Origin of the sequence: Streptococcus equinus, from assembly GCF_049393805.1 — a bacterium.
Taxonomy (GTDB): domain Bacteria; phylum Bacillota; class Bacilli; order Lactobacillales; family Streptococcaceae; genus Streptococcus; species Streptococcus equinus.
Genome location: NZ_CP185763.1, coordinates 752140 through 776684 on the forward strand (window position 1 = coordinate 752140; position 24545 = coordinate 776684).

At 36.2% G+C, this 24545-nt stretch carries 25 protein-coding genes and 1 tRNA gene; 2 read left to right on the top strand and 24 right to left on the bottom strand.

Annotated elements, in window-relative coordinates; genetic code table 11:
• Positions 1 to 92: 92 nt before the first annotated feature.
• From glnA to rsgA, 14 genes are all read right to left on the bottom strand, one after another.
• Positions 93 to 1439 (bottom strand): type I glutamate--ammonia ligase, encoded by a 1347-nt coding sequence (gene glnA / locus ACN0NP_RS03670; RefSeq protein ID WP_027968347.1) that lies wholly within the window; start codon positions 1437 to 1439, stop codon positions 93 to 95.
• 48 nt (positions 1440 to 1487) lie between these two features.
• Entirely contained in the window at positions 1488 to 1859 is a 372-nt protein-coding gene (locus ACN0NP_RS03675; RefSeq protein WP_021143161.1) for a MerR family transcriptional regulator, read from the bottom strand.
• A gap of 95 nt (positions 1860 to 1954) precedes the next feature.
• The gene (locus tag ACN0NP_RS03680) at positions 1955 to 2485 is read right to left on the bottom strand and encodes an FUSC family protein (protein WP_074450812.1); all 531 of its coding nucleotides are present in this window, start codon (positions 2483 to 2485) and stop codon (positions 1955 to 1957) included.
• Positions 2486 to 2623: 138 nt separating this feature from the next.
• Positions 2624 to 3820, bottom strand: a complete 1197-nt coding sequence (locus ACN0NP_RS03685) for a phosphoglycerate kinase (RefSeq protein ID WP_033153373.1) — start codon at positions 3818 to 3820, stop codon at positions 2624 to 2626.
• A 177-nt stretch (positions 3821 to 3997) separates the two neighbouring features.
• Positions 3998 to 5011, bottom strand: coding sequence for a type I glyceraldehyde-3-phosphate dehydrogenase (gap, locus tag ACN0NP_RS03690; protein ID WP_021143165.1), 1014 nt, complete (start codon positions 5009 to 5011; stop codon positions 3998 to 4000).
• A gap of 208 nt (positions 5012 to 5219) precedes the next feature.
• Positions 5220 to 7298 (bottom strand): elongation factor G, encoded by a 2079-nt coding sequence (gene fusA / locus ACN0NP_RS03695; RefSeq protein ID WP_021143166.1) that lies wholly within the window; start codon positions 7296 to 7298, stop codon positions 5220 to 5222.
• A 198-nt stretch (positions 7299 to 7496) separates the two neighbouring features.
• Positions 7497 to 7967 carry a 30S ribosomal protein S7 gene (gene rpsG, locus ACN0NP_RS03700; protein WP_004233289.1) on the bottom strand — a complete coding sequence of 157 codons (471 nt, stop codon included), beginning with the start codon at positions 7965 to 7967 and terminating at the stop codon, positions 7497 to 7499.
• Between the two features lie 21 nt (positions 7968 to 7988).
• Entirely contained in the window at positions 7989 to 8402 is a 414-nt protein-coding gene (rpsL, locus tag ACN0NP_RS03705) for a 30S ribosomal protein S12 (RefSeq protein WP_003066537.1), read from the bottom strand.
• Positions 8403 to 8656: 254 nt separating this feature from the next.
• Positions 8657 to 9472 (bottom strand): pur operon repressor, encoded by an 816-nt coding sequence (purR, locus tag ACN0NP_RS03710; protein WP_021143167.1) that lies wholly within the window; start codon positions 9470 to 9472, stop codon positions 8657 to 8659.
• A 155-nt stretch (positions 9473 to 9627) separates the two neighbouring features.
• Entirely contained in the window at positions 9628 to 10569 is a 942-nt protein-coding gene (locus ACN0NP_RS03715; protein ID WP_024343528.1) for a 3'-5' exoribonuclease YhaM family protein, read from the bottom strand.
• Positions 10559 to 11773, bottom strand: a complete 1215-nt coding sequence (gene rmuC, locus ACN0NP_RS03720) for a DNA recombination protein RmuC (RefSeq protein ID WP_371851905.1) — start codon at positions 11771 to 11773, stop codon at positions 10559 to 10561. The genes ACN0NP_RS03715 and rmuC overlap by 11 nt, the downstream gene beginning before the upstream one ends.
• Positions 11774 to 11835: 62 nt before the next feature.
• Positions 11836 to 12468 (bottom strand): thiamine diphosphokinase, encoded by a 633-nt coding sequence (locus ACN0NP_RS03725; protein WP_024343527.1) that lies wholly within the window; start codon positions 12466 to 12468, stop codon positions 11836 to 11838.
• On the bottom strand, positions 12461 to 13123 hold the full coding sequence (gene rpe / locus ACN0NP_RS03730; RefSeq protein WP_423217578.1) for a ribulose-phosphate 3-epimerase: 663 nt from the start codon (positions 13121 to 13123) through the stop codon (positions 12461 to 12463). Before rpe ends, ACN0NP_RS03725 begins: the two co-directional genes overlap by 8 nt.
• Before the next feature lie 6 nt (positions 13124 to 13129).
• A complete protein-coding gene (rsgA, locus tag ACN0NP_RS03735; RefSeq protein ID WP_006531894.1) occupies positions 13130 to 14002 on the bottom strand; it encodes a ribosome small subunit-dependent GTPase A in 873 nt (290 codons plus the stop codon).
• 187 nt (positions 14003 to 14189) lie between these two features.
• Between rsgA and ACN0NP_RS03740 the strand changes: the two genes are divergently transcribed.
• Positions 14190 to 14278, top strand: a tRNA-Ser gene (locus ACN0NP_RS03740).
• Positions 14279 to 14319: 41 nt separating this feature from the next.
• Here ACN0NP_RS03740 and ACN0NP_RS03745 read toward each other — a convergent pair.
• From ACN0NP_RS03745 to ACN0NP_RS03775, 7 genes are all read right to left on the bottom strand, one after another.
• The gene (locus ACN0NP_RS03745) at positions 14320 to 15054 is read right to left on the bottom strand and encodes a LytR/AlgR family response regulator transcription factor (RefSeq protein WP_423217579.1); all 735 of its coding nucleotides are present in this window, start codon (positions 15052 to 15054) and stop codon (positions 14320 to 14322) included.
• Between the two features lie 660 nt (positions 15055 to 15714).
• Complete coding sequence (locus ACN0NP_RS03750; RefSeq protein ID WP_423217580.1) at positions 15715 to 17097, bottom strand: sensor histidine kinase; 1383 nt, start codon at positions 17095 to 17097, stop codon at positions 15715 to 15717.
• On the bottom strand, positions 17094 to 18083 hold the full coding sequence (locus ACN0NP_RS03755) for a sensor histidine kinase (RefSeq protein ID WP_423217581.1): 990 nt from the start codon (positions 18081 to 18083) through the stop codon (positions 17094 to 17096). The genes ACN0NP_RS03750 and ACN0NP_RS03755 overlap by 4 nt, the downstream gene beginning before the upstream one ends.
• A gap of 540 nt (positions 18084 to 18623) precedes the next feature.
• Positions 18624 to 18917, bottom strand: coding sequence for a bacteriocin immunity protein (locus ACN0NP_RS03760; protein ID WP_411049593.1), 294 nt, complete (start codon positions 18915 to 18917; stop codon positions 18624 to 18626).
• 27 nt (positions 18918 to 18944) lie between these two features.
• Positions 18945 to 19250, bottom strand: coding sequence for a bacteriocin immunity protein (locus ACN0NP_RS03765; RefSeq protein WP_074626912.1), 306 nt, complete (start codon positions 19248 to 19250; stop codon positions 18945 to 18947).
• A 12-nt stretch (positions 19251 to 19262) separates the two neighbouring features.
• Positions 19263 to 19412, bottom strand: a complete 150-nt coding sequence (locus ACN0NP_RS03770; RefSeq protein WP_423217582.1) for a bacteriocin — start codon at positions 19410 to 19412, stop codon at positions 19263 to 19265.
• 240 nt (positions 19413 to 19652) lie between these two features.
• A complete protein-coding gene (locus ACN0NP_RS03775) occupies positions 19653 to 20972 on the bottom strand; it encodes a sensor histidine kinase (protein ID WP_423217583.1) in 1320 nt (439 codons plus the stop codon).
• Between the two features lie 313 nt (positions 20973 to 21285).
• Between ACN0NP_RS03775 and ACN0NP_RS03780 the strand changes: the two genes are divergently transcribed.
• Positions 21286 to 21429, top strand: a complete 144-nt coding sequence (locus ACN0NP_RS03780; protein ID WP_423217584.1) for a hypothetical protein — start codon at positions 21286 to 21288, stop codon at positions 21427 to 21429.
• A gap of 19 nt (positions 21430 to 21448) precedes the next feature.
• Here the strand turns inward: ACN0NP_RS03780 and ACN0NP_RS03785 are convergent, their stop codons facing one another.
• The 3 genes from ACN0NP_RS03785 to ACN0NP_RS03795 form a co-directional block, all read right to left on the bottom strand.
• Entirely contained in the window at positions 21449 to 22771 is a 1323-nt protein-coding gene (locus tag ACN0NP_RS03785; RefSeq protein ID WP_423217585.1) for a sensor histidine kinase, read from the bottom strand.
• A 4-nt stretch (positions 22772 to 22775) separates the two neighbouring features.
• Positions 22776 to 23507, bottom strand: coding sequence for a response regulator transcription factor (locus ACN0NP_RS03790; protein ID WP_423217586.1), 732 nt, complete (start codon positions 23505 to 23507; stop codon positions 22776 to 22778).
• A 353-nt stretch (positions 23508 to 23860) separates the two neighbouring features.
• On the bottom strand, positions 23861 to 24475 hold the full coding sequence (locus ACN0NP_RS03795; RefSeq protein WP_423217587.1) for a thioredoxin fold domain-containing protein: 615 nt from the start codon (positions 24473 to 24475) through the stop codon (positions 23861 to 23863).
• Between the last annotated feature and the right edge of the window lie 70 nt (positions 24476 to 24545).

The following is a 24545-nucleotide window of genomic DNA, read 5'->3' on the forward strand; positions in this document are numbered from 1 at the left end:
CTGTTTAGAATAGTTCTTATTAAAACTTTCTAAATTGAGAATGTGGTTTTTGGTAAAAAAAAGACAGCTAGAAGCTGTCTTTTTACTACTTCTTAATAAAGATCTAGATAGTTGTCAATTTCCCATTGTGAAACGAAGGCCGCATAGCTTGACCATTCAATTTTCTTAGCTTCAACAAAGTTTGTGAAGATGTGGTTTCCAAGAGCAGCTTTAACCACTTCATCTTCTTGCAAAGCTTTAACAGCGTTGTGCAATGTTGATGGAAGGTCACGGATTCCTGCTTCTTTACGTTCTTCTTGAGTCATGATGTAGATGTTTGATTCAACTGGAGCTGGAGCTTCAATTTTGTTTTCAATACCATCAAGACCTGCTTCAAGAAGTACAGCAAGAGCAAGATATGGGTTAGCAGTTGGGTCAACAGAACGAAGTTCCAAACGAGTACCCATACCACGTGATGCAGGAACGCGGATAAGTGGTGAACGGTTACGTCCAGCCCATGCGATGTAAACAGGTGCTTCATAACCAGGAACCAAACGTTTGTATGAGTTTACAGTTGGGTTCATGATTGCAGTGTAGTTATAAGCATGTTTCATCAAACCGCCAAGGAAGTAGTAAGCTGATTCTGACAATTGCATACCTTTTGGATCTTCAGTATCGAAGAATACGTTGTTTCCTTCATAGTCAAATAGTGACATGTTACAGTGCATACCTGAACCGTTGATACCGAATTTAGGTTTAGCCATGAATGTAGCATATAGACCATGTTTACGAGCAATTGTTTTAACAACAAGTTTGAAAATCTGAATGTTATCACAAGCTTTCAAAACATCAGCATATTTAAAGTCAATTTCGTGTTGACCAATCGCAACTTCGTGGTGACTTGCTTCAACTTCAAATCCCATTTCAGTCAAAACATTAACGATTTCGCGACGAGTGTTGTCAGCAAGGTCAGTTGGTGCAAGGTCAAAGTAACCACCACGGTCGTTTACTTCAAGAGTTGGTTCACCTTTTTCATCCAATTTGAACAAGAAGAATTCTGGTTCTGGACCAAGGTTAAATGATTTAAATCCAACTTTTTCCATGTGGCGAAGAGCACGTTTCAAGTTACCACGTGGGTCACCTGCAAATGGTTCACCTTCAGCAGTATAGATGTCACAAATCAAACCTGCTACTGCACCATTTTCACCACCCCATGGGAAGACAGTCCAAGTATCAAGATCTGGATGCAAATACATGTCAGATTCATTGATACGTACAAAACCTTCGATTGATGATCCATCGAACATTGCTTTGTTTGACAATACTTTATCAAGTTGTTCATCAGTTGCTGGAATTTCTACGTTTTTCAATGTTCCTGCGATATCTGAGAACATCAAACGTAAAAATGTAACATTTTTTTCTTTGACTTCGCGACGGATGTCAGCTGCTGTAATAGTCATGAATTTAGGTCTCCTTTTAAAACCGAAATAAACGAACGACGCTTATTTTTAGATGCGCCAATTGCTAATGTACTGTGATGGGGCCGAAAAGCGGCCTTGGTTTCGGAGTTCATCTTGTAAGATTCGACGAACATCAGCATCAGTTAAAGATTTTTGTTTTTTAAGAGCCTTATCTTGTCTATCAGCATACTCTCGCTTGATAGCAGCAATATTTAGCCCTTCATCAAGGAAATCTTTAATTTCAAGCAATCGATCCATATCATTTAGCGAAAACATACGGCGATTACCCGATGTACGTTCTGGGGTTATTAATCCCTGATCTTCGTAATAACGAATCTGACGTGCAGTTAAATCGGTCAATTTCATTACTGTTCCAATAGGAAAAACCGCCATGGAACGTCTGAGTTCTTTTTCTTTCATGATGACCTCCTTCCGAGTATTATTATAGTCTGAAAATTCTAAACTGTCAACCCCATATGTCAGAAAATATGACATTAATCACTATTTTTTTATGACTATTTTTTCAGCACCTTGCGAAGTAAATCCACATCTGAATTAACAAGAATCGCCACAAAGACACCGCAAAAAGTTTCGAACACCCTAGCAAAAACATATAAAATGGTATCACCTGCTGGAATTGACAAAGTGATAATCAAAAGCGCAGCCGTTGCTCCAATAATTCCAGACTTATTATTGATAGAAACATTGATCATAATACCAAGCATAGTAAAAATTGGAACAAAAACCAAAGTCACCCAGAATTGATTATGAAAAAACTGATTAATCAAGAAAAACAACAAAGATAGAAATCCACCTACACTATTTCCGATAATTCGTGAAAATCCAAAATGAACACTTCTATCAAAGCTCTCACGTAAACTAAAAACAGCTGTCAGCGTTCCAATCTGCAGCCCTTCCCAACCAAATAAATGAAATATTAACAAGACCAAAAAGACTGACAGACCAGTCTTAAGTGTTCGCATACCAAGCTTGAATTTACTTGGATCAAATTTATAATTCGATAAAAGATTTTTTAAGTACCTCATGACCCACACCCAAGTTTATTTTCTTTATTTTATCACATTTAAACTTTATCATGCTACACTTGTATACGCTTTACTAAAGTTTTTAAGCAACAAAAAAGAGCCTAAAAATAGGCTCTTTTATCCTCTTAAAAACGAGAATTATTTGTCTGTCAATGCAGCAAGACCTGGAAGAACTTTACCTTCAAGAAGTTCCATAGAAGCTCCACCACCAGTAGAGATCCATGAGAATTTGTCAGCGCGACCAAGGTTGATAGCTGCAGCAGCTGAGTCACCACCACCGATGATTGATTTAACGCCTGGTTGTTTAACGATAGCGTCCATTACACCGATTGTACCAGCTTGGAAATCAGGGTTTTCGAACACACCCATAGGTCCGTTCCAAACAACTGTTTTAGCACCAGTCAATTCTTCATCGAATTTAGCGATAGATTTAGGACCGATATCAAGACCAAGGAATCCAGCGTCTACAGCTGCACCTTCAGTATCTTTAACTTCAGTATAGTCAGCAAAAGCGTTAGCTTCTTTTGAGTCAACTGGCAAGATCAATTTACCATTAGCTTTAGCCAAAAGTTCTTTAGCAACATCAAGTTTGTCTTCTTCAACAAGTGAGTTACCGATTTCGATACCTTGTGCTTTAAGGAATGTGTAAGTCATACCACCACCGATAAGAACTTTATCAGCTTTTTTCAACAAGTTTTCGATAACACCGATTTTATCTGAAACTTTTGAACCACCAAGGATTGCGATAAATGGACGAACTGGGTTTTCAACAGCTTCTTGGATGTATGCAATTTCGTTTTCAAGAAGGAAACCTGCAACAGCTTTTTCAACGTTTGCAGAGATACCTACGTTAGATGCGTGTGAACGGTGTGCAGTACCGAATGCATCGTTAACGAAGATTCCGTCACCAAGTGAAGCCCAGTATTTACCAAGTTCTGGATCGTTTTTAGATTCTTTTTTACCGTCAACGTCTTCGAAACGAGTGTTTTCAACAAGAAGAACTTCACCATCTTTAAGGTTGTTGATAGCTTCTTCAAGTTCAGCACCACGAGTAACACCTGGGAAGACAACATCTTGACCAAGTTTTGCAGCCAAATCAGCAGCTACTGGAGCAAGAGATTTACCTTCTTTATCAGCTTCTTCTTTAACACGTCCAAGGTGAGAGAAAAGAATTGCACGACCACCTTGTTCGATGATGTACTTGATTGTTGGAAGAGCCGCAGAAATACGGTTGTCATTAGTGATAACGCCATCTTTCAAAGGTACGTTAAAGTCAACACGGACAAGGACTTTTTTACCTTTCAAATCAACGTCTTTAACAGTCAATTTAGCCATTGATAGGACTCCTTATATTTTTTTATACATGCTAATTATATCACAAAACCTCTAAAAGAGATAGTTAAATCAATAGAATTTGTCCCTATCACCCTTTTTAAAGGCCTAAAAATCAGGATTTTTGACAAACAAAAAAAGAGAGGAATAAATCCTCTCTTTCACTGATCAACTCAATGATTATTTAGCAATTTTTGCGAAGTATTCAAGAGTACGAACAAGTTGTGAAGTGTATGACATTTCGTTGTCGTACCATGAAACAGTTTTAACCAATTGAGTACCGTCAGCAGCTTCAGTTACTTCAGTTTGAGTTGCGTCAAACAATGAACCGAATGAGATACCTACGATATCGCTTGAAACTACTTGGTCAGTGTTGTAACCGAATGATTCAGTTGCAGCAGCTTGCATAGCAGCGTTAACTTCTTCAACAGTTACTTTTTTGTCAAGAACTGATACAAGTTCAGTAAGTGATCCAGTTGGAACTGGTACACGTTGTGCATGACCTTGAAGTTTACCGTTCAATTCAGGGATAACAAGACCGATAGCTTTAGCAGCACCAGTTGAGTTAGGAACGATGTTTTCAGCAGCAGCACGTGCGCGACGGAAGTCACCTTTACGGTGTGGTCCATCAAGAGTCATTTGGTCACCAGTGTAACCGTGAACTGTAGTCATTGTACCAACTTTAAGACCGAAGTTTTTGTTCAAAGCGTCAGCCATTGGTGCAAGACAGTTAGTTGTACATGAACCAGCTGAGATAACTGTTTCAGTACCATCTAGGATTTCGTGGTTAGTGTTAAATACGATTGTTTTAACATCTGATCCACCAGGAGCAGTGATAACAACTTTTTTAGCTCCACCTTCGTGCAAGTGTTTTTCAGCAGCAGCTTTAGTTGCAAAGAAACCAGTTGCTTCAAGAACGATTTCTACACCGTCGTTAGCCCAGTCGATTTGTTCTGGGTCACGTTCAGCAGAAACTTTAACGAATTGACCGTTAACTTCAAAACCACCATCTTTAACAACAACATCACCGTTGAAACGACCTTGAGTTGTATCGTATTTCAACAAGTGAGCAAGCATAGCTGGGTCAGTAAGGTCGTTAATACGAGCTACTTCAACACCTTCAACGTTTTGGATACGACGGAATGCAAGACGACCGATACGACCGAAACCGTTAATACCAACTTTAACTACCATTAGTGATTTCCTCCTTATGAAAATCAAAAAAAAATTTTTTATTTTAAAAGGTTTCCCTTTTAGACAATTGTGAAAAGATTAACTTACGTAGGCACAAATCAACCTTTCAACGCTTTTTATTATATAACTATTTCGCTAAAATTGCAAATATTATTACCGTTTTCATTGCAAAAAAGGACGCTCTATTGAGCATCCTTTTTATTAATTATTATTCACCAGAATTTTTCTTGATGATTTCTTCTTGAACTGATTTAGGAACGTCTTCGTAGTGGTCAAATACCATCATGAATGTACCACGTCCTTGAGTTGCAGAACGAAGAACTGTTGCGTAACCGAACATTTCAGCAAGTGGAACGAAGGCACGAACGATTTGGCTGTTACCGTGAGCTTCCATACCATCAACACGTCCACGACGAGCTGTAACGTGACCCATAACGTCACCAAGGTTTTCTTCTGGAGCTGTGATTGTAACAAGCATCATTGGTTCAAGGATAACTGGTTGTGCAGTCTTAGCAGCTTCTTTAAGTGCAAGAGATGCAGCGATCTTGAAGGCTGTTTCAGATGAGTCGACATCGTGGTATGAACCATCGTAAAGTTTAGCTTTAACGTCAACCATTGGGTAACCAGCAAGAACACCGTTAGCCATAGATTCTTGAAGTCCTTTTTCTACTGCAGGGATGAATTCACGAGGAACGACACCACCAACGATAGCATTTTCGAATTCGAATCCTTTACCTTCTTCATTTGGAGTAAATTCAATCCAAACATCACCGAATTGACCTTTACCACCAGATTGGCGTTTGAAGAATCCACGTGCTTGTGTAGCTTTACGGAATGTTTCACGGTATGATACTTGTGGAGCACCTACGTTTGCTTCAACTTTGAATTCACGTTTCATACGGTCAACAAGGACGTCAAGGTGAAGTTCACCCATACCAGAGATAACTGTTTCACCAGTTTCAACGTTAGTTTCAACACGGAATGTTGGATCTTCTTCAGCAAGTTTTTGAAGAGCGATACCCATTTTATCTTGGTCAGCTTTAGATTTAGGCTCAACCATCAATTGGATAACTGGTTCTGGAACTTCGATTGATTCAAGGATTACTTTAGCTTTTTCATCTGTCAATGAGTCACCAGTTGTAGTATCTTTCAAACCAACAGCAGCGGCGATATCACCAGCGTAAACTGTTTCGATTTCGTTACGGTGGTTAGCGTGCATTTGAAGGATACGTCCGATACGTTCACGTTTACCTTTAGAAGTGTTAAGAACGTAAGAACCGCTGTTCAATACACCTGAGTAAACACGGAAGAATGTCAAACGACCTACGAATGGGTCAGTCATGATCTTGAACGCAAGGGCTGCAAATGGTTCGTCATCTGAAGCTGGACGTTCTTCTTCTTCATCTGTATCTGGGTTAACACCTTTGATTGCAGGGATATCAAGTGGGCTTGGAAGGTAGTCGATAACCGCATCAAGCATCATTTGAACACCTTTGTTTTTGAAGGCAGAACCACAAAGAACTGGGAAGAATTCAACGTTGATAGTTGCTTTACGGATAGCAGCTTTCAATTCAGCTTCAGTGATTTCTTCACCTTCGAGGTATTTCATCATCAATTCTTCATCAGTTTCCGCAACTGCTTCGATCAATTTTTCACGGTATTCGTTAGCTTGATCTACGTATTCAGCTGGGATGTCTTCTTCAAGAATATCTGTACCAAGGTCGTTAGTGTAGATTTCAGCTTTCATGCGAACCAAGTCAATGATACCGCTGAAGCTATCTTCAGAACCGATTGGCAATTGAATTGGGTGAGCGTTAGCTTGAAGACGATCGTGAAGTGTGCTTACTGAGTAAAGGAAGTCAGCACCGATTTTGTCCATTTTGTTTGAGAATACGATACGAGGAACACCGTATTCAGTAGCTTGACGCCAAACTGTTTCAGTTTGAGGTTCTACACCTGATTGTGAGTCAAGAACTGTTACCGCACCGTCAAGAACACGAAGAGAACGTTGTACTTCGATTGTGAAGTCCACGTGCCCTGGTGTGTCGATGATGTTTACACGGTAGTCTTTCCATTGCGCTGTTGTAGCGGCAGAAGTGATTGTGATACCACGTTCTTGCTCTTGTTCCATCCAGTCCATTTGTGAAGCACCTTCGTGTGTTTCACCGATTTTATGGATTTTACCAGTATAGTAAAGAATACGCTCAGTTGTTGTTGTTTTACCAGCATCGACGTGAGCCATGATACCGATGTTACGAGTTTTTTCAAGTGAAAATTCGCGAGCCATTTTTTTCTCCTATTTTATATTTAGTTTACTACTTTATTATAACATACTTTTAGAACGGATAGGCAGGACCTACCCGTTCTAAAGATGTTTTATTAAATTTGATACTGTTTTGCCAAAAAAGTTTGACTAAACACTGCCCGAATACCAGTAGTAAAACAAGTTAAATGTATTCGAAGCTTCGTATCATTATTTTGCTGATTACCAGCGGAAGTGTGCGAATGCACGGTTTGCTTCTGCCATACGGTGTGTATCTTCGCGTTTTTTAACTGAAGCACCAGTGTTGTTAGCAGCATCAAGAATTTCTTTTGCAAGACGATCTTTCATAGTGTGTTCACCACGATCACGTGATGCGTTTACCAACCAACGAAGTCCAAGAGTTGTACGACGTTCTGGACGAACTTCAACTGGGACTTGGTAGTTAGAACCACCGACACGACGTGCACGTACTTCAAGAACAGGCATGATGTTTTCCATAGCTGTTTCGAATACTTCAAGTGCATCGTTTCCAGTAGCTTCTTTAATTTGTTCAAATGCATCATATACGATTGATGCAGCTGTACCACGTTTACCATCAAGCATAACACGGTTGATAAGACGTGTTACAAGTTGTGAATTGTATAATGGATCTGGCAATACTTCGCGTTTTGGCGCTCTATTTTTACGACTCATTCTTTCTTATCTCCCTTCTTATTATCCTTTAGGACGTTTAGCACCGTATTTAGAACGGCTTTGTTTACGGTCAGCAACACCTGCAGTATCAAGTGCACCACGAACGATGTGGTAACGTACCCCTGGAAGGTCTTTTACACGTCCACCACGGATAAGAACAACACTGTGTTCTTGAAGGTTGTGTCCGATACCTGGGATGTATGCAGTAACTTCGATAAGGTTGCTCAAACGTACACGAGCGAATTTACGAAGGGCTGAGTTAGGTTTTTTAGGTGTCATTGTTCCAACACGTGTTGCAACACCACGTTTTTGTGGTGAAGATACGTTAGTTTGAACTTTTTTGTGGCTGTTGTAACCAACGTTAAGAGCTGGTGATTTAGATTTTTCAACTTTAGATTTACGTGGTTTACGTACCAACTGGTTGATTGTAGGCATCTACTTTTCTCCTGTAAGATTTTTATTTTGGTTGATAAGGCGCTTGGTGACAGTCCTTATCTAAAATGTGTACTTTGCAACATTTGTCAGCACGTCTCTGTACACTCTGGAGAGACCAAAAGTAAAAAGTACCGTTTTTAATAATACCACATAACAAGCAATTCGTCAAATGATTTTGCTTATTTTTAACATTTTTAAGAAATAAATTACCAAGAACTTTTTGCAACAAAAAAAGAGGCTCTCGCCTCTGAAAATTATTTGTCAAAAATGTTACCAAGTTCAACTTTAACATGATTGTTTTTAACGTCAATCTCTGAAACTTTCAACAATGATTTGTAGTTCATGCGGTCACGTTTTTCTTGTGCATTTTCAGCAAAGACTGCAACACCCACAAGGGTACTATCAAATTCAGTCAAAAGGCTAACCATACCAGAAATTGTACCCCCACCTTTAAGGAAGTCATCGACAATCAAGACACGGCTATTTGGTTTCAAGCTACGTTTAGACAAGAACATTTTTTCAATGCGGTCACTTGATCCACTTGCGTAATTGACTGAAACAGTTGAACCTTCAGTAATTTTAAGGTCTCGACGAACGATAACAAAAGGTACGTTCAAAATGTTCGCTACAGCATTTGCAAGCGGAACACCTTTTGTCGCAACTGTCATAACAGCATCAATCTTGTGTCCTTTAAAAGCATTCGCAATAATACGTCCCACGCTTTGTAAAATGCGAGGGGTACTAAGCAAATCTGATAAATAAATATAACCACCTGGAAGGATACGGTTGCTTTCTGACATGCTGTCTCGCAAACCTTCGATAACCGATCTTGCTTCTTCTTCAGAAATTCCTGGTGTAAAAATGACACCTCCACTTGCCCCTGTTACTGTTTCAATTTCGCCGATGCCTGATTCTTCAAAAGCTTTTTTGATAATGGCGATATCTTCTGAAATAGAAGATTTTGCTGCCTCATATTTTTCGGCAAAAGTATTCAAACTTGTCAATTGATAAGGGTTGTTAATCAAATAGTTGGAGATGACAACCATGCGTTCACTACGTCGTAATTTCATAATTTCTCCATCTTTTAAGTATCTGTTTTTGTCATTATAACATAAGAAAGCGAAAAAAACGAACATTTTTATAAAAAAATGTTCATTTTATATATTTTTCCTTAATGTAAAGGCATTCTAGAAAGCAAAACATTAAAATATACAGTTTTTTTGTCTTATTTCAATTTTGGTTTGTAGAATGAGCGATTGTCCATAGCAAAAATACGATTTGTCATTTCACCTTCGTCGACTCGGCTTAGAGCTGTTGTCATCATCATCATTTCAGCATCAATATTATCAATCATATGAATAATTTCAGCTTCCATAACACGAGGGCGAACAGGGCTTCCGTATTCAAGCAATCCGTGGTGACTTAAGACAACGTGACGAAGAATAATCACATCTTCTTTGGTATCGTCAATATTTAGTTCAGTAAGAACTTTCGTGATTTCCTCATCAATCAAGGCAATGTGTCCAATCAGGTTACCACGAACGGTATATTCTGTATTATCTGGACCCGTTAACTCAATGACTTTAGCCAAATCGTGTAGCATAATTCCCGCATAAAGTAAGCTTTTATTAAGTTGAGGATAAACATCACCAATTGAATCAGCTAAACGCACCATTGTTGCTGTGTGATAAGCCAAACCAGACTCAAAGGCATGGTGATTTGTTTTGGCAGCTGGATATGTAAAGAACTCTTTATCATATTTACGATAAAGTGCTCGAACAACACGTTGCCAAACAGCATTTTCAATTCTGAACATCATTTGTTCAAGATATTCTTTAACATCTAAAACATCCACAGGTGATTTTTCTTTAAAATCACGTGGATTATTCGGCTCACCTTCTCGCGTGTTACGCAAAGAAATTTGGTTCACTTGAGGCGTACCATTATAAACCTCACGACGCCCTTTCATATAAACGACTTTCCCAGCAGTAAATTCTTCGACATTGTATGGCTGTGCATCCCAAAGATTACCAGAAATTTCACCACTATCATCTTGGAAAGTAAATGCAATATAATCTTTTCCAGCTCTTGTCTTACGAAGCTCTGCAGATTTTATCAAGTAGAACCCTTCAAAAAGTTCATCCTTTTTCATTTGATTAATTTTCATGATTGTCCTCTTCTTCTAATGGCGGGAGGTTAAGTAAGCTCGTTGTCGCTTGATCCTGATAAGACTCAACTGTATTTAAAGCACGGATAATAGCATTTGTACGAGTTGAAATCAAACTGTCTAGGGTATTATTAGCGGTATTGATTTGTTTTTGCGCTTTTGCAAGCATGCTACCAAATTTCCCAAATTCCACTTTAACGTTGCCCAAAATTTTGCTAATATCATTAGCATTTTTCTGAATATTAAGAGTTTTAAAACCAACAGCAAGTGAATTTAACAAAGCTGATAAGGTCGATGGACCAGCAACAACAATATTTTCATCACGTCGCAAACTGTCAAAGAAACTTGCATTGCGAACCACTTCTGAATACAAACCTTCTGTTGGCAAGAACATAATTCCGAAATTCGTTGTCTCAGGCGGGTTAAGGTATTTCTTATTAATATCTTTAGCGAAACGTTTGATGCTGTTTAAAAGTGATTTGCGATAAAGTTCAATCTGCTCTTTATCACCACTTTCATAAGCATCTTCCAAACGATAATAATCTTCCAAAGGGAATTTCGAATCGATTGGCAAGTAGACATGTCCGTCATCTTCAACACCTGGCAATTTAATCGCGTATTCGACACGCTCGCTCGAACCAGAAACCGTTGGAACTTCGCGGTCATATTGACTTGGCGTCATGATGTCTTCAATGATTTGACCAAGTTGCAATTCGCCAAGAATACCACGAGTTTTGGTATTTGAAAGAACCTTGTTTAAAGTTCCCACGTCTTGAGCAACAGTTTTCATTTCACCCAAGCCTTGGTTTACAGATTCTAACTGTTTTGAGACTGTTTCAAAAGAAGCCTGCAAGCGATTCTGTAGAGTCTGTTCAAGTTTTTCTTCAACAGTCTGACGCATTTCTTCGAGGCGTTTTTCATTAGATGCTTGCATCTCTTTGACCGAATTTGTCAAATTACGATTAATAATCTCTAGACGTTGGTCAGAACGATCACGATTATCACTCAAGCTCTTATGAAGAACATCACGAATGTCATTCAATTGTGTATATAAATCATTTTGCAGACGATTCAGTTGGCTATTTAAAGCCAAAACTTGATCTTTTTGTGCTAAATCAAGTTGATACGATATTTGATCAGAGAGATTATCTGCATTGTCATCTAATTTTTGTGACATCTCATCAGTCAGTTTGGCAACTTTCATCAAAAGATAAGCGATTAAAACAAGACTAACAATTGCCACTAATAAAGTTATTACTAACATTTTTACCTATCCTTACTTTGAATAACGATGAGATAACCTGAGTCTAAGGTAACTGTGATAGGCTGCTGGTCAAGAAATTCATTGCTTGAATAAATTTTTTTCTTGAAAAAATTACTTGCATCTAAATTGTATTTTGCACCTGAAATAGCTAAATCAGCATCGCCATCAGCCATAAACGAAACATAAGTCATTCCATCTTCTGGCATAACATGACAAGTTCCAGCAGGATAAAATTGAACACTATTTTGCTTATCTCGTAAAATTATTTGTCGCATAAATGGTGCTATGTCAACATCTCCTGGTAAAAATAGATTTGACATCATGTGGTCAATTCGTCCACCAAACGCTCCAAAAATCGTGACTTGAGCCTTTGGATATTGCTCAAATACTTTTTTTAAAGCAAGTTCAGTATCAGTATCATCCTTTTCAGGACATGCTTGAACAAAAGCTTTCGCTGTTTTTTTAATCAACTGCAATTCATCCTGACTGACAGAATCAAAATCACCAACAGCTAAATCAAGCGGAAGCTGATTTTCTATCAAAAATAAACTGCCTCTATCGACACCAACATAAACATCAAAACCAGTGGAGAAATCTGCTAACTGACCACCAGCAAACACAGCTACTTTAATCATCTAAGGCCACACGTAATGTTTCTACTTGTGCGGCTAAATCGCTTGCTTTAAAGAGATATGATCCTGCAACAAAGACGTTAGCTCCGGCTTGATAACAAGCTTTAATAGTCTTGTTATCTACACCACCGTCAACTTCAATATCAAAATCGTAACCTTTTTCGTCACGAATTTTAGCGACTTTTTGAACCTTTTCAAGCATTTCAGGAATGAAAGCTTGACCACCAAATCCTGGGTTAACTGTCATGATAAGCACTTGGTCAACCAAGCTCAAAACAGGTTCAATAGCTGAAACAGGTGTTCCTGGGTTGATAACAACACCAGCTTTCATGCCAGCTTTTTTAATTTTTTGAAGGGCACCATGAATGTGAAGGGTTGATTCTGCATGAATTGTCATGATATCAGCACCAGCTTGTGCAAAAGCATCAACAAAGCGTTCGGGATTGACAACCATCAAGTGGCAATCAAAAACAAGTTTGCTGTGTTTACGCATGCTAGCCACAACATCTGCACCAAAAGTAATGTTAGGTACAAATTGGCCATCCATAATATCGATGTGCACATATTCAGCACTTGTTTCTTCAATACGTTTTAATTCTGAAGCAAAGTTAGCATAATCAGCAGCTAAAATTGATGGAGCGATTTTATTGTTTGACATAAGTACCTACTTTCTTTTTACAACTTTCTTATATGTTTCGCGACGATTCTCAATTTCACTGAGAAATTGAAGATAGTTATCATAACGTGACTGCCAAAGTTCTCCAGACTCAACGGCGTCTTTGACCGCACACGATGGTTCATGAGTATGCGTACATGAACGGAATTTACACAAACGACTTAAACGACGGAGCTCTGGAAAAGCTTTGTTCAGGTCTTCTGCATTAGTTATTTCGTAATCCAGTGATGAAAATCCTGGCGTGTCAGCGATTTTACCACCGTTGACATTATAAAAACTAACAGCTCGTGTCGTGTGTCGACCACGCCCAAGACTATCTGAAATTTCACCTGTTTCTAGTTTCAAATCAGGAGCAATCTTGTTTAGTAATGTTGATTTTCCAACACCTGTCTGTCCCATAAAGACAGTTACTTTGTCCGTCAAGAGCGGAAGCAATTCGTCTAAAGATGTGCAAAATTGATAGCCAATTTCTTGGTATTGTTTTTGAATCGCTGCAATCTCATCAGGACTTGTCAATAAATCCATTTTTGAAATATAAACAATTGGTTCAATCGCCTTATGCTCTAATAAAACCAAGAAACGGTCTAACAAATTGGCATTAAAATCAGGCTCCTTAGCTGACATGATGACCACCGCTTGGTCGATATTGACAATTGGTGGGCGAACAAGACTGTTTTTTCTGTCATGAATTGCTAAAATATAACCTTCTGAATGGTCTTCTGCTGAAAAATCAACGAAATCACCGACGTAAGGTGTTTGACCTTTTTTTCTAAAATTTCCACGCGCACGTGTTTGATAAACAACTCCATCAGATTCTACATAATAGAAACCTGCTAGAGACTTGATAATTCTACCTTGCAAATGTATTTCCTTTTTTTGATTGATAGTCCCATTATAGCAAAAAATGGGCGTTTATTCAGTAATCAAGCCAAAAGATTTCACTTGATTGGCTTTTTTACTTCAAAGGAGTATAATGGCATTGTCTTTTAGAAATGGTGACATAGCTAATATTTTTGATTAAGCACACTTCACGTCACTATTAGAGTTTGGAAAGGTGGCCCAGCTTGGTACGGCACCAGACTCGAAATCTGGCAAGTGGAATCCTTTCACACGCGGGTTCAAATCCCGTCCTTTCCTTTTTAAAACACAAAACGCCAACTAACAAGCTGGTGTTTTTTCTATTTCAGATTTTCCATTTTTGACCTTAAGTCTTTGATATATTTTCTAGAAACATAACAGGCTTTATCATCGTCAAAATAAACCAAACCTTCTTTTTTATCTAACCTAACAATATTATTTAGGTTAATCAGATATGATTTATGACATCTAAATAATTTCTGATTAGCTTGCATCACTTCTTTGATTGAACCATAAAAATGACGTTGTCCAGTTTTTGTAATCAACTTCAGGCGATGACTTTCCGCGGTTTCAAAATAAAGGATATCTTCCAAGGGAATGCGGATTTTCGTTTTGTTATTTTCAAAAACAAATATTTCCTTAGGAATGTTAAAACCTTGGTCCTCAAAGACCTTTTGCAAGCATTTTTTTAAGTTATCTTTTATCGCATCATCTTTATCTGTTTTATCAATAAAATCAAGTGCACTAACTTGCGCTCGATAAGTTAATAACATGAATTCAGAGTGAGTCGTCACAAAAACAATTGTCGCTGTGCGTGATTTTTTCCTTATCGCCTTAGCCACTTCAATTCCTTTGGTATTATCTCCATGAATATCAATATCCAGGAAAAAAATTTGAGGAAAAGACTCCTCAACTAGGTTAGTTAAACAATCAGGTTCACTAAATAAATCAAAATGACGAGTTTCCCACTGATTTGTCTCGAGTAAATCTCCAATCATTTTTTCAATACGGAACTGCTGATTTACATTATCTTCTAATACATAGATATCAATCATTGTTTTCTCCCTTAAACAATAACATCATTGATCATCTATTATTGTAACATATAAAAAATCCCTATCGACCGACAGGGACTAAAAAACTATTAGTTGCAAACAAAAACGTCTTATCTTCTAAAATCAATACTCATGACTCGATGTGTAGAAAGGGTTGGTGTGCGGTCGATGAAGGATACTAGTGCTCCGCTCGTCTTGCTCTCTACAATTTCATCAAACTATTTCCTTTTAATATCAAGTAGTTCTTTTTTTATGGATGGATTTTTCTCCCAGAAAAACACTAATACTAGCGCATAAATCACCTTTATCTTCCCCAGAAATGATTTTAAAAGTATTGTAAGTATTCTCTGAAAAACAGATGTCAAAAGTTAAACTAATACTTGACAATAATGTCAGCTATTATTTTCCCCTAATCTCCAATAACAACTAACCTGAAATAGCAGATTGATTGATCAATAAAACTCTTAAGATTTCTAAACTCATTTGCCACTAACCCAAAAAGCAAAAGTGAACAAAAATCTAATTCGTCAATGCTCCAACTAAGAAGTTATCCTCTGATAACCATATCTATCATACCCTTTTTTCGTGCCAATTTAACACCCAATTCCTAAAAGGACAAAAAACATTCCTAAGAGGACAAAAATTAGCTTTTTAGGGAAATTACGCCTCGTAAATTCTCACTACTTGTGTGAATGTGTAATCTAAGCTGCGGGTTTCGATGGACAGATTTTCGTAGTCATCTTGGAAATCCATCAGTGTTGCTAGGCCAAGGCCACGATTTTCTCCCTTGGTTGAATAGCCACGCTCAAAAATCTTAGTTAAATCCACCGATTTTTCCTTAGTTGAATTTTCAATCATGAAAACAAAGTCACCATCTTGGTAAAAGTTAGCAGCTGAGATTTTTGGCTCTGCAGATTCCAAAGCTCCTTCTATGGCATTATCAAACAGAATTGACAAAATTCGGATGTAGGAAATCAATGGAATGCTAGGATTTCCCATTTTTTCAGCAACTTCCAAGCTAATCGCAATCCCTTGATTTTCAGCTTGCAAGAATTTGGCTGACATGAGACTTTTGACGCCGCTGTCTGTGATGTTAGCCAAACGAGTCAAGTCAAATTTATTATTTTTGACCAGTTTCGTCGAATCGGCCGTGATTTCGTCGTAAATTTTCTTGATGTCATCCAGATTGCCTTGGTCAATTCCAACCTTCAAACTCATTAAGACATTAGCGTAGTCATGACGAAAACTGCGAACTTCTTGATATAAACTTTCCACGTGCTTGCTATAATTTTCAAGTGCTGCAAGCTCCATCTCCTGATTACGCAACAGTTCTTCTTTTTGCTCCTGACCATGGCGGAAGTTGAGGTAAAAGAGGAAAATAAAAAGAAGAATGAAATAGAGGAAGATAACTGCTCTATAAATATTTCTATTCGTTGACATATCCTCAAAAGGAGCTATAGCCGCAAAGCATTCCATTCCTGGACAAAACATTAGCATTAAAACATTTACAATTCCCAGCATTTTCGGACTAACATAATACTTAATAGTCTTGCTGACATTTGAAATGTCTATATTTAACCATTTCGAAAGCAAGTGATAAAAAATTGGTGGAACAAAAATAGCTATAGTTGTAATGAGCCAAACTAGCCAAGAATGTACTTGAGCTGCCATCGGAGTTATTTTTATTGAAAAAAGTCCCATTATTGTATAGCCAAACACTCCTTGTATAATCATATAAAGATTATTAGGATATAAGGCATAAAAAATATGATATCTGATTTCTAATTTTGGATTATGTCTATATGATATCAGCATAAAACCTAAAATAATGACAATATCTTTTATAACTAATAATCCTATCTTTAAAGTATTACCAGCTAAAACACCAAAAGCAATCGCCCCAATTTGAACAAACATTATTATTGCACACCACTCAAGGAGGGTTATCTTAGTTTTAGTTATTTGTTGAAAAAGAAAACCTATTATGATATATCCAAAAAAATTCAAAAGAACTGTAATAATAAATCTAATAATCTCAATCATCTACTCTCTCCCTCGTATATTCTCACTACTTGTGTGAATGTGCAATCTGAACTGTGGGTTTCAACCGACAGATTTTCGTAGTCATCTTGGAAATCCATTAGTGTGGCTAGACCAAGTCCACGATTGTCTCCTTTGGTTGAGTAGCCACGCTCAAAAATCTTAGTTAAATCTACCGATTTTTCCTTGGTTGAATTTTCAATCATGAAAACAAAGTCACCATCTTGGTAAAAGTTAGCGACTGAGATTTTTGGCTCCGCAGATTCCAAAGCTCCTTCTATGGCATTGTCAAACAAAATTGACAAAAATCGAATATAGGAAATCAATGGAATCTTTGGAGTTCCCATTTCTTCAGCAACTTCCAAGCTAATCGCAATCCCTTGATTTTCAGCTTGCAAAAACTTAGCTGACATGAGACTTTTGACGCCGCTGTCTGTGATGTTAGCCAAACGAGTCAAGTCAAATTTATTATTCTTGACCAGTTTCGTTGAATCGGCTGTGATTTCGTCGTAAATTTTCTTGATGTCATCCAGATTTCCTTGGTCAATTCCAACCTTCAAACTCATTAAGACATTAGCGTAGTCATGACGAAAACTGCGAACTTCTTGATATAAACTTTCCACGTGCTTGCTATAATTTTCAAGTGCTGCAAGCTCCATCTCCTGATTGCGAAGCAATTCATTTTTCTGCTCTTGCCCATGACGGAAATTGAGGTAAAAGAGGAAGATAAAGAGAAGAATAAAATAAATAAATGAACCACATTCATGAATTCTTTTAGCCACAACACTATTAAAAGGCGCTACTAATGGTAAAAGATCAAAACCAAAATAATAAAACAACATTAAACAATTAATTACTGTTATAGTTTTAGCCTTTAAGTAATTTTTCAAGGTCTTTCTGACATTTGAAATATCAATATTCAACCATTTGGATAACAAATAATAAAGTATCGGTGGAACAAGTAATACTGAAAGCATCACTACTGACATTGACTGAAATGGTGATATTTTAATGTCTAAAAACTCATACAAAAAATAGCCGTAGATTCTTTGAAGAACGGTAAAAACAATAATCGGATATAAAGCATAAAAAAGATGATACCTAACGTTTAATTTTGGCTTATGCCGATAAGATAAATACATTAAACTAAAAAGTAATGCTATATCTTTTCCAAAAACCATTAACATCTTCGAAAAATGAAGAGTTAATACATTGAAGGTACTTAAACATAGATGAAACACTACTCCATACATCACCCATTCGATCACACTCAATTTATTTTTGGTGATTTCTTGAAATAGAATTCCAAATATTATTAGACTCAACAAGTTTGCTAAAAAGGCTAGACACTCAGCTAAAATGCTCACTTACTTCTCCCTATTCTCATTTATTATTTACTATCTAAAGATTTTAATCTTAAAAATTGTGACTTTTTTAATTGTATCATGTTGGAAGAATATTGGATATACTTATTTTTATAAAAAATAAAAAGGCTGTGAAGCCTTTTTGTTTGTAGTATTCGATGTTAACTAGAAGATTCTAATCTCCATTAATTTTCTAAGTTCTTTTAATTTTTCAGATTGTTCAGGAGTGAAGTGAACATTGCTGTGTAAAACGGTATCTGTTAATTCTAAACTCATGCGATTCATAAGAAAAGGAAATGATGTTCCGTTTGTTTTAAATTCATTAAGATAATGTGTCAATGTTTTTTTCACACTTGTAGCAGAATCATTTGTTTGTAAATCAAGAAGCAACTCCTCAATAATTCGGATAGCTTCCTCTCTTCTTTCTTTTCCACCTGAAAACCATTTTAATTTTGCCATCTAAAATTCTCCTTTTCCCACTCAATTTCAATGAAAAATAACCCCAGTTGCAGCTAATCCACGCGCAAGATTTCCTTCAAACAATCCATGACTAGAGATTTTTTTGTAAAAGTCGTTGACACTTGAAGACATTTTTTCTTTTTTAGAAACATTTGCAATGCCAATCTGGCGTAAATCAGAAGCAAGACTCACAACAGCTTTGTCAAAATCTTTGCCATTTTCGACTGTATTTTTAAACTTCAGTAAAACTTGACGCTCTTCTTCTTTGATATCAACAGATAAAACAAGGTTATAAACGTCATTTAACAAATCTTCCTTGACTAATTTTCCCATAACAATTTCCTCCTATGGCATTAAAGCATTTACTAGACTTCGGCCAAAATTTCGCCCAGTTGAATAGACATGTTCAAAAATGACAGGATAAGCGATGATTAATAAAGCAAATCCGATGACTGTAATGGTAATTTTGTATTTTGAAAATAACGTCTTAAGCATATCTCATTCTTTCTAGTTTTAATGTAGGGCCAAAAATCCACTTGTTACCAAGCTAGATGTTCTGATTTTCTTTTTCATTTTTCAGCTATATTATACCCTTTTTTCATCACTAAAACGGAGCAAGTCGCAAACAGTCGTTTTTTCGTCGTAAACGGTAAAAATCGACATTTCAGAAATTTACTCATCATAAAACAAAAAGACCGAATCCCGTAAGATTCAGTCTTCTCATTATTACAATCTCTAGTTTAGCGTATTTTTAATACGTATCGTCTGACAGAAATGATGAGCTACACTATCCGTTTCAACCGTGAGATTTGGATATTTTCGCATCATCTGATGAATCGTTGTAAGACCAATACCTCGACCATGTCCTTTACTTGAATAATCTTTTTGATAAATCAAATCAACAGGAACTCGCTCCTCTTTAGTCGTATTATCTACAATTAACACATAGTCATCATCTTGGTAAAAACATGCAATGGTTATCGCAGGATGCTCTGCTTCCAATGCCGCTTCGATGGCATTATCACACAAAATAGCCAATAAACGAATGTAATCTAACAGTGGAATATCAGGCGCCCCGATTTTTTCCTTTACTTCCAAATCAACTTCAATATGATTGGCCTCAGCTTCTAAAAATTTAGCTGACAAAAGACTTTTTATGGCATCATCCTTGATATTCGCCAGACGCCCAATATTAAACTTGCTACTTTGAATAAAACCAGACGAGTCCTCCAGAACGGATTCATAGATTTTCTGAATCATTCCGATATCCTTTCGATCAATTCCCTCTTTTAAGCTGACCAAAATATTAGCATAATCATGACGAAAGGCACGTAACTCTTCATACAAACCTTCAACCTTCTTACTGTAAGCTGATAAATATCTTAATTCTTGCTCACGGGCGCTAGCAATCTCTTTTTCAAGTCTATTTTGATAAGAACGGTTCATGTAAAATAGCATTAAGATAAAGAAGATGAAGTAAATAACTACTAGCCATTGTCGATAGATTAAATTATTAACACCGCCATAGACTTCCATACCTGTTAAAAATTCTATCAGGACATAATAAAACATCATTGTTATATCTGTGAAAACAAGCTTTTTTCGTAGGTTCTTTATCTCACTCAATTCAATAAAAGTTTGAAAATTAATTTTTGATAGTTTCAATAAAGTAAAATAGAGAAAAACAGCTGAAGCTTCAACAACAATATAGATGAGTTTATTATCCAAAGCCGTATATTCTAAACCAAAAATAGGAAGTATGAAGAATCCCACTAACCTCTTAAAAACACTTTCTGTAACCCACGGAAAACTAGCGTAAAAAATATGCAATGATAAAGGAAGCTCCTTGTCCCTCTCATAGGACAAATAAGCCAAAATACAAAATCTCAAAATAATCGTATAAAACCAGGTAAAATCAATAATTAGAAATGATAATGAAATTACTATGATTTCCCATAGCTTTAACTTAGCTCCTCTAACATTTGCATAGATTATCATAATAACAGGGTAATAGAATGCTTCCAAAATATAATCAATTAAATATGCATTTATCATCCCATCACCTCATTTTGCTCAAAATCATTTCAAATTGATGTTCTACACGAAATCCTTGCGTGGTATTCTTCTCAAGAATAAATATACCTACCATAAATCTCTCCCTACTTAAACCATTCTCTTGATTATCTAAAAATCAACAATCTCTATTATAAAAGAAATTGTATTAAAAAACACCTTAATCATAAACTGGTATTTTTCAATATACACAAAAAATCGACATTTTAGGAATGTTTTTTAACCTCTTAGGACATCAAGAAGCTATTAAAGCATTTTTCTGATAAAATAATCTTCGACTGGAGGTAAAACAGTTATGACAGAATGGAAAATGTCAGAATCAGTCAAAGAATTGACTGATTCTGATTTGGAGAAGACAGTTGGAGGAGATAGTATTCCTCTACTTACTGGTGTTGTTGATTGGTTTAAAGTTTTTAATAAAACTAAAAATCACATGTAATCCAAAAAGCATTCGACTTTTAGTCGAATGCTTTTTTAATACGAATAGTTTGGCTAAAATGGTAATTTTTACTATTTGTTTGAACAGAAAGATTGGAATATTTTCGCATCATCTGATGAATCGTTGTCAGACCAATACCTCGTCCATGTCCTTTACTTGAATAATCTTTTTGATAAATCAAATTAACTGGGACACTTTCTTCCTTAGTCGTATTATCTACAATTAGCACATAGTCATCATCTTGATAAAAACAAGCAATCGTAATAGCTGGATTTTCTGCTTCAAGCGCTGCTTCGATGGCATTATCACACAAAATAGCCAACAAGCGAATGTAATCTAGTAGTGGAATATCCGGTACTCCAATCTTGTCTTTAACCTCTAAATTAACCTCAATATGATTGGCTTCTGCTTCTAAAAATTTAGCAGATAAGAGACTTTTTATAGCATCGTCTTTGATATTGGCTAGACGACTAATATTAAATTTACTATTTTGAATAAAATCCGCCGACTCCTCTAGAACAGAATCGTAGATTTTTCGGACTATCCCCATATCATCTTGATCAATTCCCTCTTTTAAGCTGACCAAGATATTCGCATAATCATGACGAAAGGCGCGTAACTCCTCATATAGCCCCTCAACTTTCTTACTATAAGCTGATAAATATCTTAATTCTTGCTCACGAGCACTAGCAATCTCTTTTTCAAGTCTATTTTGGTAAGAATGATTCATATAAAATAACATTAAGATAAAGAAAGCAAAGTAAATGACTACTAGCCATTGTCGATAGATCAATGTTGAAAAATTTCCCAGAAATTCTACTGCAGTTAAAGTTTCAATCACCACATAGTAAAAAATCATCGTCACATCTGTAAAAAACATCTTTTTACGCAATGATTTAATTTCACTAATCTCAACAAAAGTTTGAAAATTGATTTTTGATATTTTGATAATTAAAAGATAAACCAATAATACAGAAAATTGTACAATAACATACAATAGATTATTTTTACTTACGTCAATATAATCTAACCCAAAGATTGGAAGAATACAAAAACCAATAGTTCTAATAATAATGCTATCAATAACCCACGGGAAACTACCATTAAACATATGCAAAGATAGCGGCAAATCTTTTCTACTAAAATAAGATATTAAAAATAATATTAGGATTCTCCCTATAATGGTAGGAAACGGTGTAATATCAATAACAAAAAATGACAATGATATTGTTATAATTTCCCGTAAGTTTAGTTTTTCTCCTCTTACATTCGCAAAAATTGTCATGATAACAGGATAATAAGTAAGTTGTGAAGCATAAAAAATTAAAATTGCTTTTACCATCCCATCACCTCATTTCTGTCATCAGTTTTTTGACTTTGTCTCTTGAGACTTGGCAGTAAGAGCCGTTTTCGAAATAAGCTGTTCGGGTGCTTTTATCAAATTCAGTGACATTATTAACATTAATCACAAAAGAGCGGTGACATTTGAACAGACGTTCATCTGATTTGGCAACCTCCGCAATCGTTCCGTAAAATTCAGTTTGACCTGTTTTTGTGTGTAAAATCACTCGGTGGACGGTTGGCGATGTTTCAAAATATAAAATATCATCATAAGATACACGAATTCTCGCTTTGGCAGTTTCAAAAAGGTAAGAATTCTCACCTAAATTTCCTTTTTGATGCTTAAGAGCTTCCTTCAAGCATAACTCTAAACGTTGTTCAAAAGCTGCATCATTTAAATTTTTATCAATGAAATCAATCGCACCAACCAATGAATGATAAGTTAAAAGCATAAATTCAAAATGTGTCGTTACAAAAACAATAATAGCTGTCGAATCCTTTTCACGGATGGCTCTTGCCACGTCAATTCCTTGCTTTTCATCCCCTTTAATTTCTAAATCAAGAAAAAAAATCTGATGACTATCTTCTTTAGATACTCTTGCAATAATATCCTTAGATACCGCAAAAGCTTCCAAGTGCTGATAAGCCCAATTATTTTTTCTCATAATTGCCTCTATCTGTCGCTCAATACGAAATTGTTGCGTGATATTATCCTCAAGGATAAAAATATCTAACATAAATCTCTCCCTAAATAATTTTCTTTACCTAAAAAACAGTAACGCACTCATTATAGAAAAATTTTATAAAAATGACAAGAATATCACAATTAGGATCCAAGTACAAAAAATTCAAACTCTATCAGATTTATTTTTAGCGTCGAAAAAAAGATAGCAAAGTAACTAAAAAAACACTACCGAAAACCTATGATACATCTGACGATGATTTCTATCAATAAAATACAACGCACCATAAACTAGCAACTTTCAAAATCACTACAAATAATTTTGTACCATTATTTCTATGCAATTTGTTTTAATTCTAAAGTTTCACAAAACAGGCAGTTTCTTGATTTAGTTAAAAATTTTTAAGATTATTTTCCTTTCATTACTGTTGGAATTTTCCCATTAAAGAGATAATCATAAAGTTCTTGCCCAGAAATACCGCCACCAATCCATGCACTTACAATTTGACCATTTTGCAAACGAATAATGGTAGGTGTTCCTGGAATGCCAACTGTTTTAAACAAGAAATTCGCGGCAGCTTCATCGAAATCCTGACTGTCTGTATCATAATATTCCAGACGATTATTCAAAAGAATATTAAAATCCTTTAACTCTGAAGAAAATTGACGGCAATAATAACAAGTTGGACGTCCAATATAAATCACGTGCTCTTTGCCATCTTCTTTAAACATAGAGTATACATCCGTGATTGAAACTTGATTAAAATCCGAGATGTTTTCTTCATACTGTGGAATAGTAACTTCAGACTCTTCTGCCTCATCTGATACTTCTAAATTAGTTGCACTCGATTGTGCCTCTTGAACATCATTTGACTGCTCAACTGAATTTCCTACAGAATGATTAGCAACTTCTGTCACTGCAGTTGTAGGCACAAGCTCATCATCAGCAAAGACAGAAACAGTTGCCATTGATAAAATACTTGCAGATAGTAAGATTGTTGATTTTAAAATACTCTTTTTCATAAAGTCTCCTTTTAAAAGAAAAGCTGATAGATATAACTGGTTGAAACCAAAACATACAAAGCTCGACTCT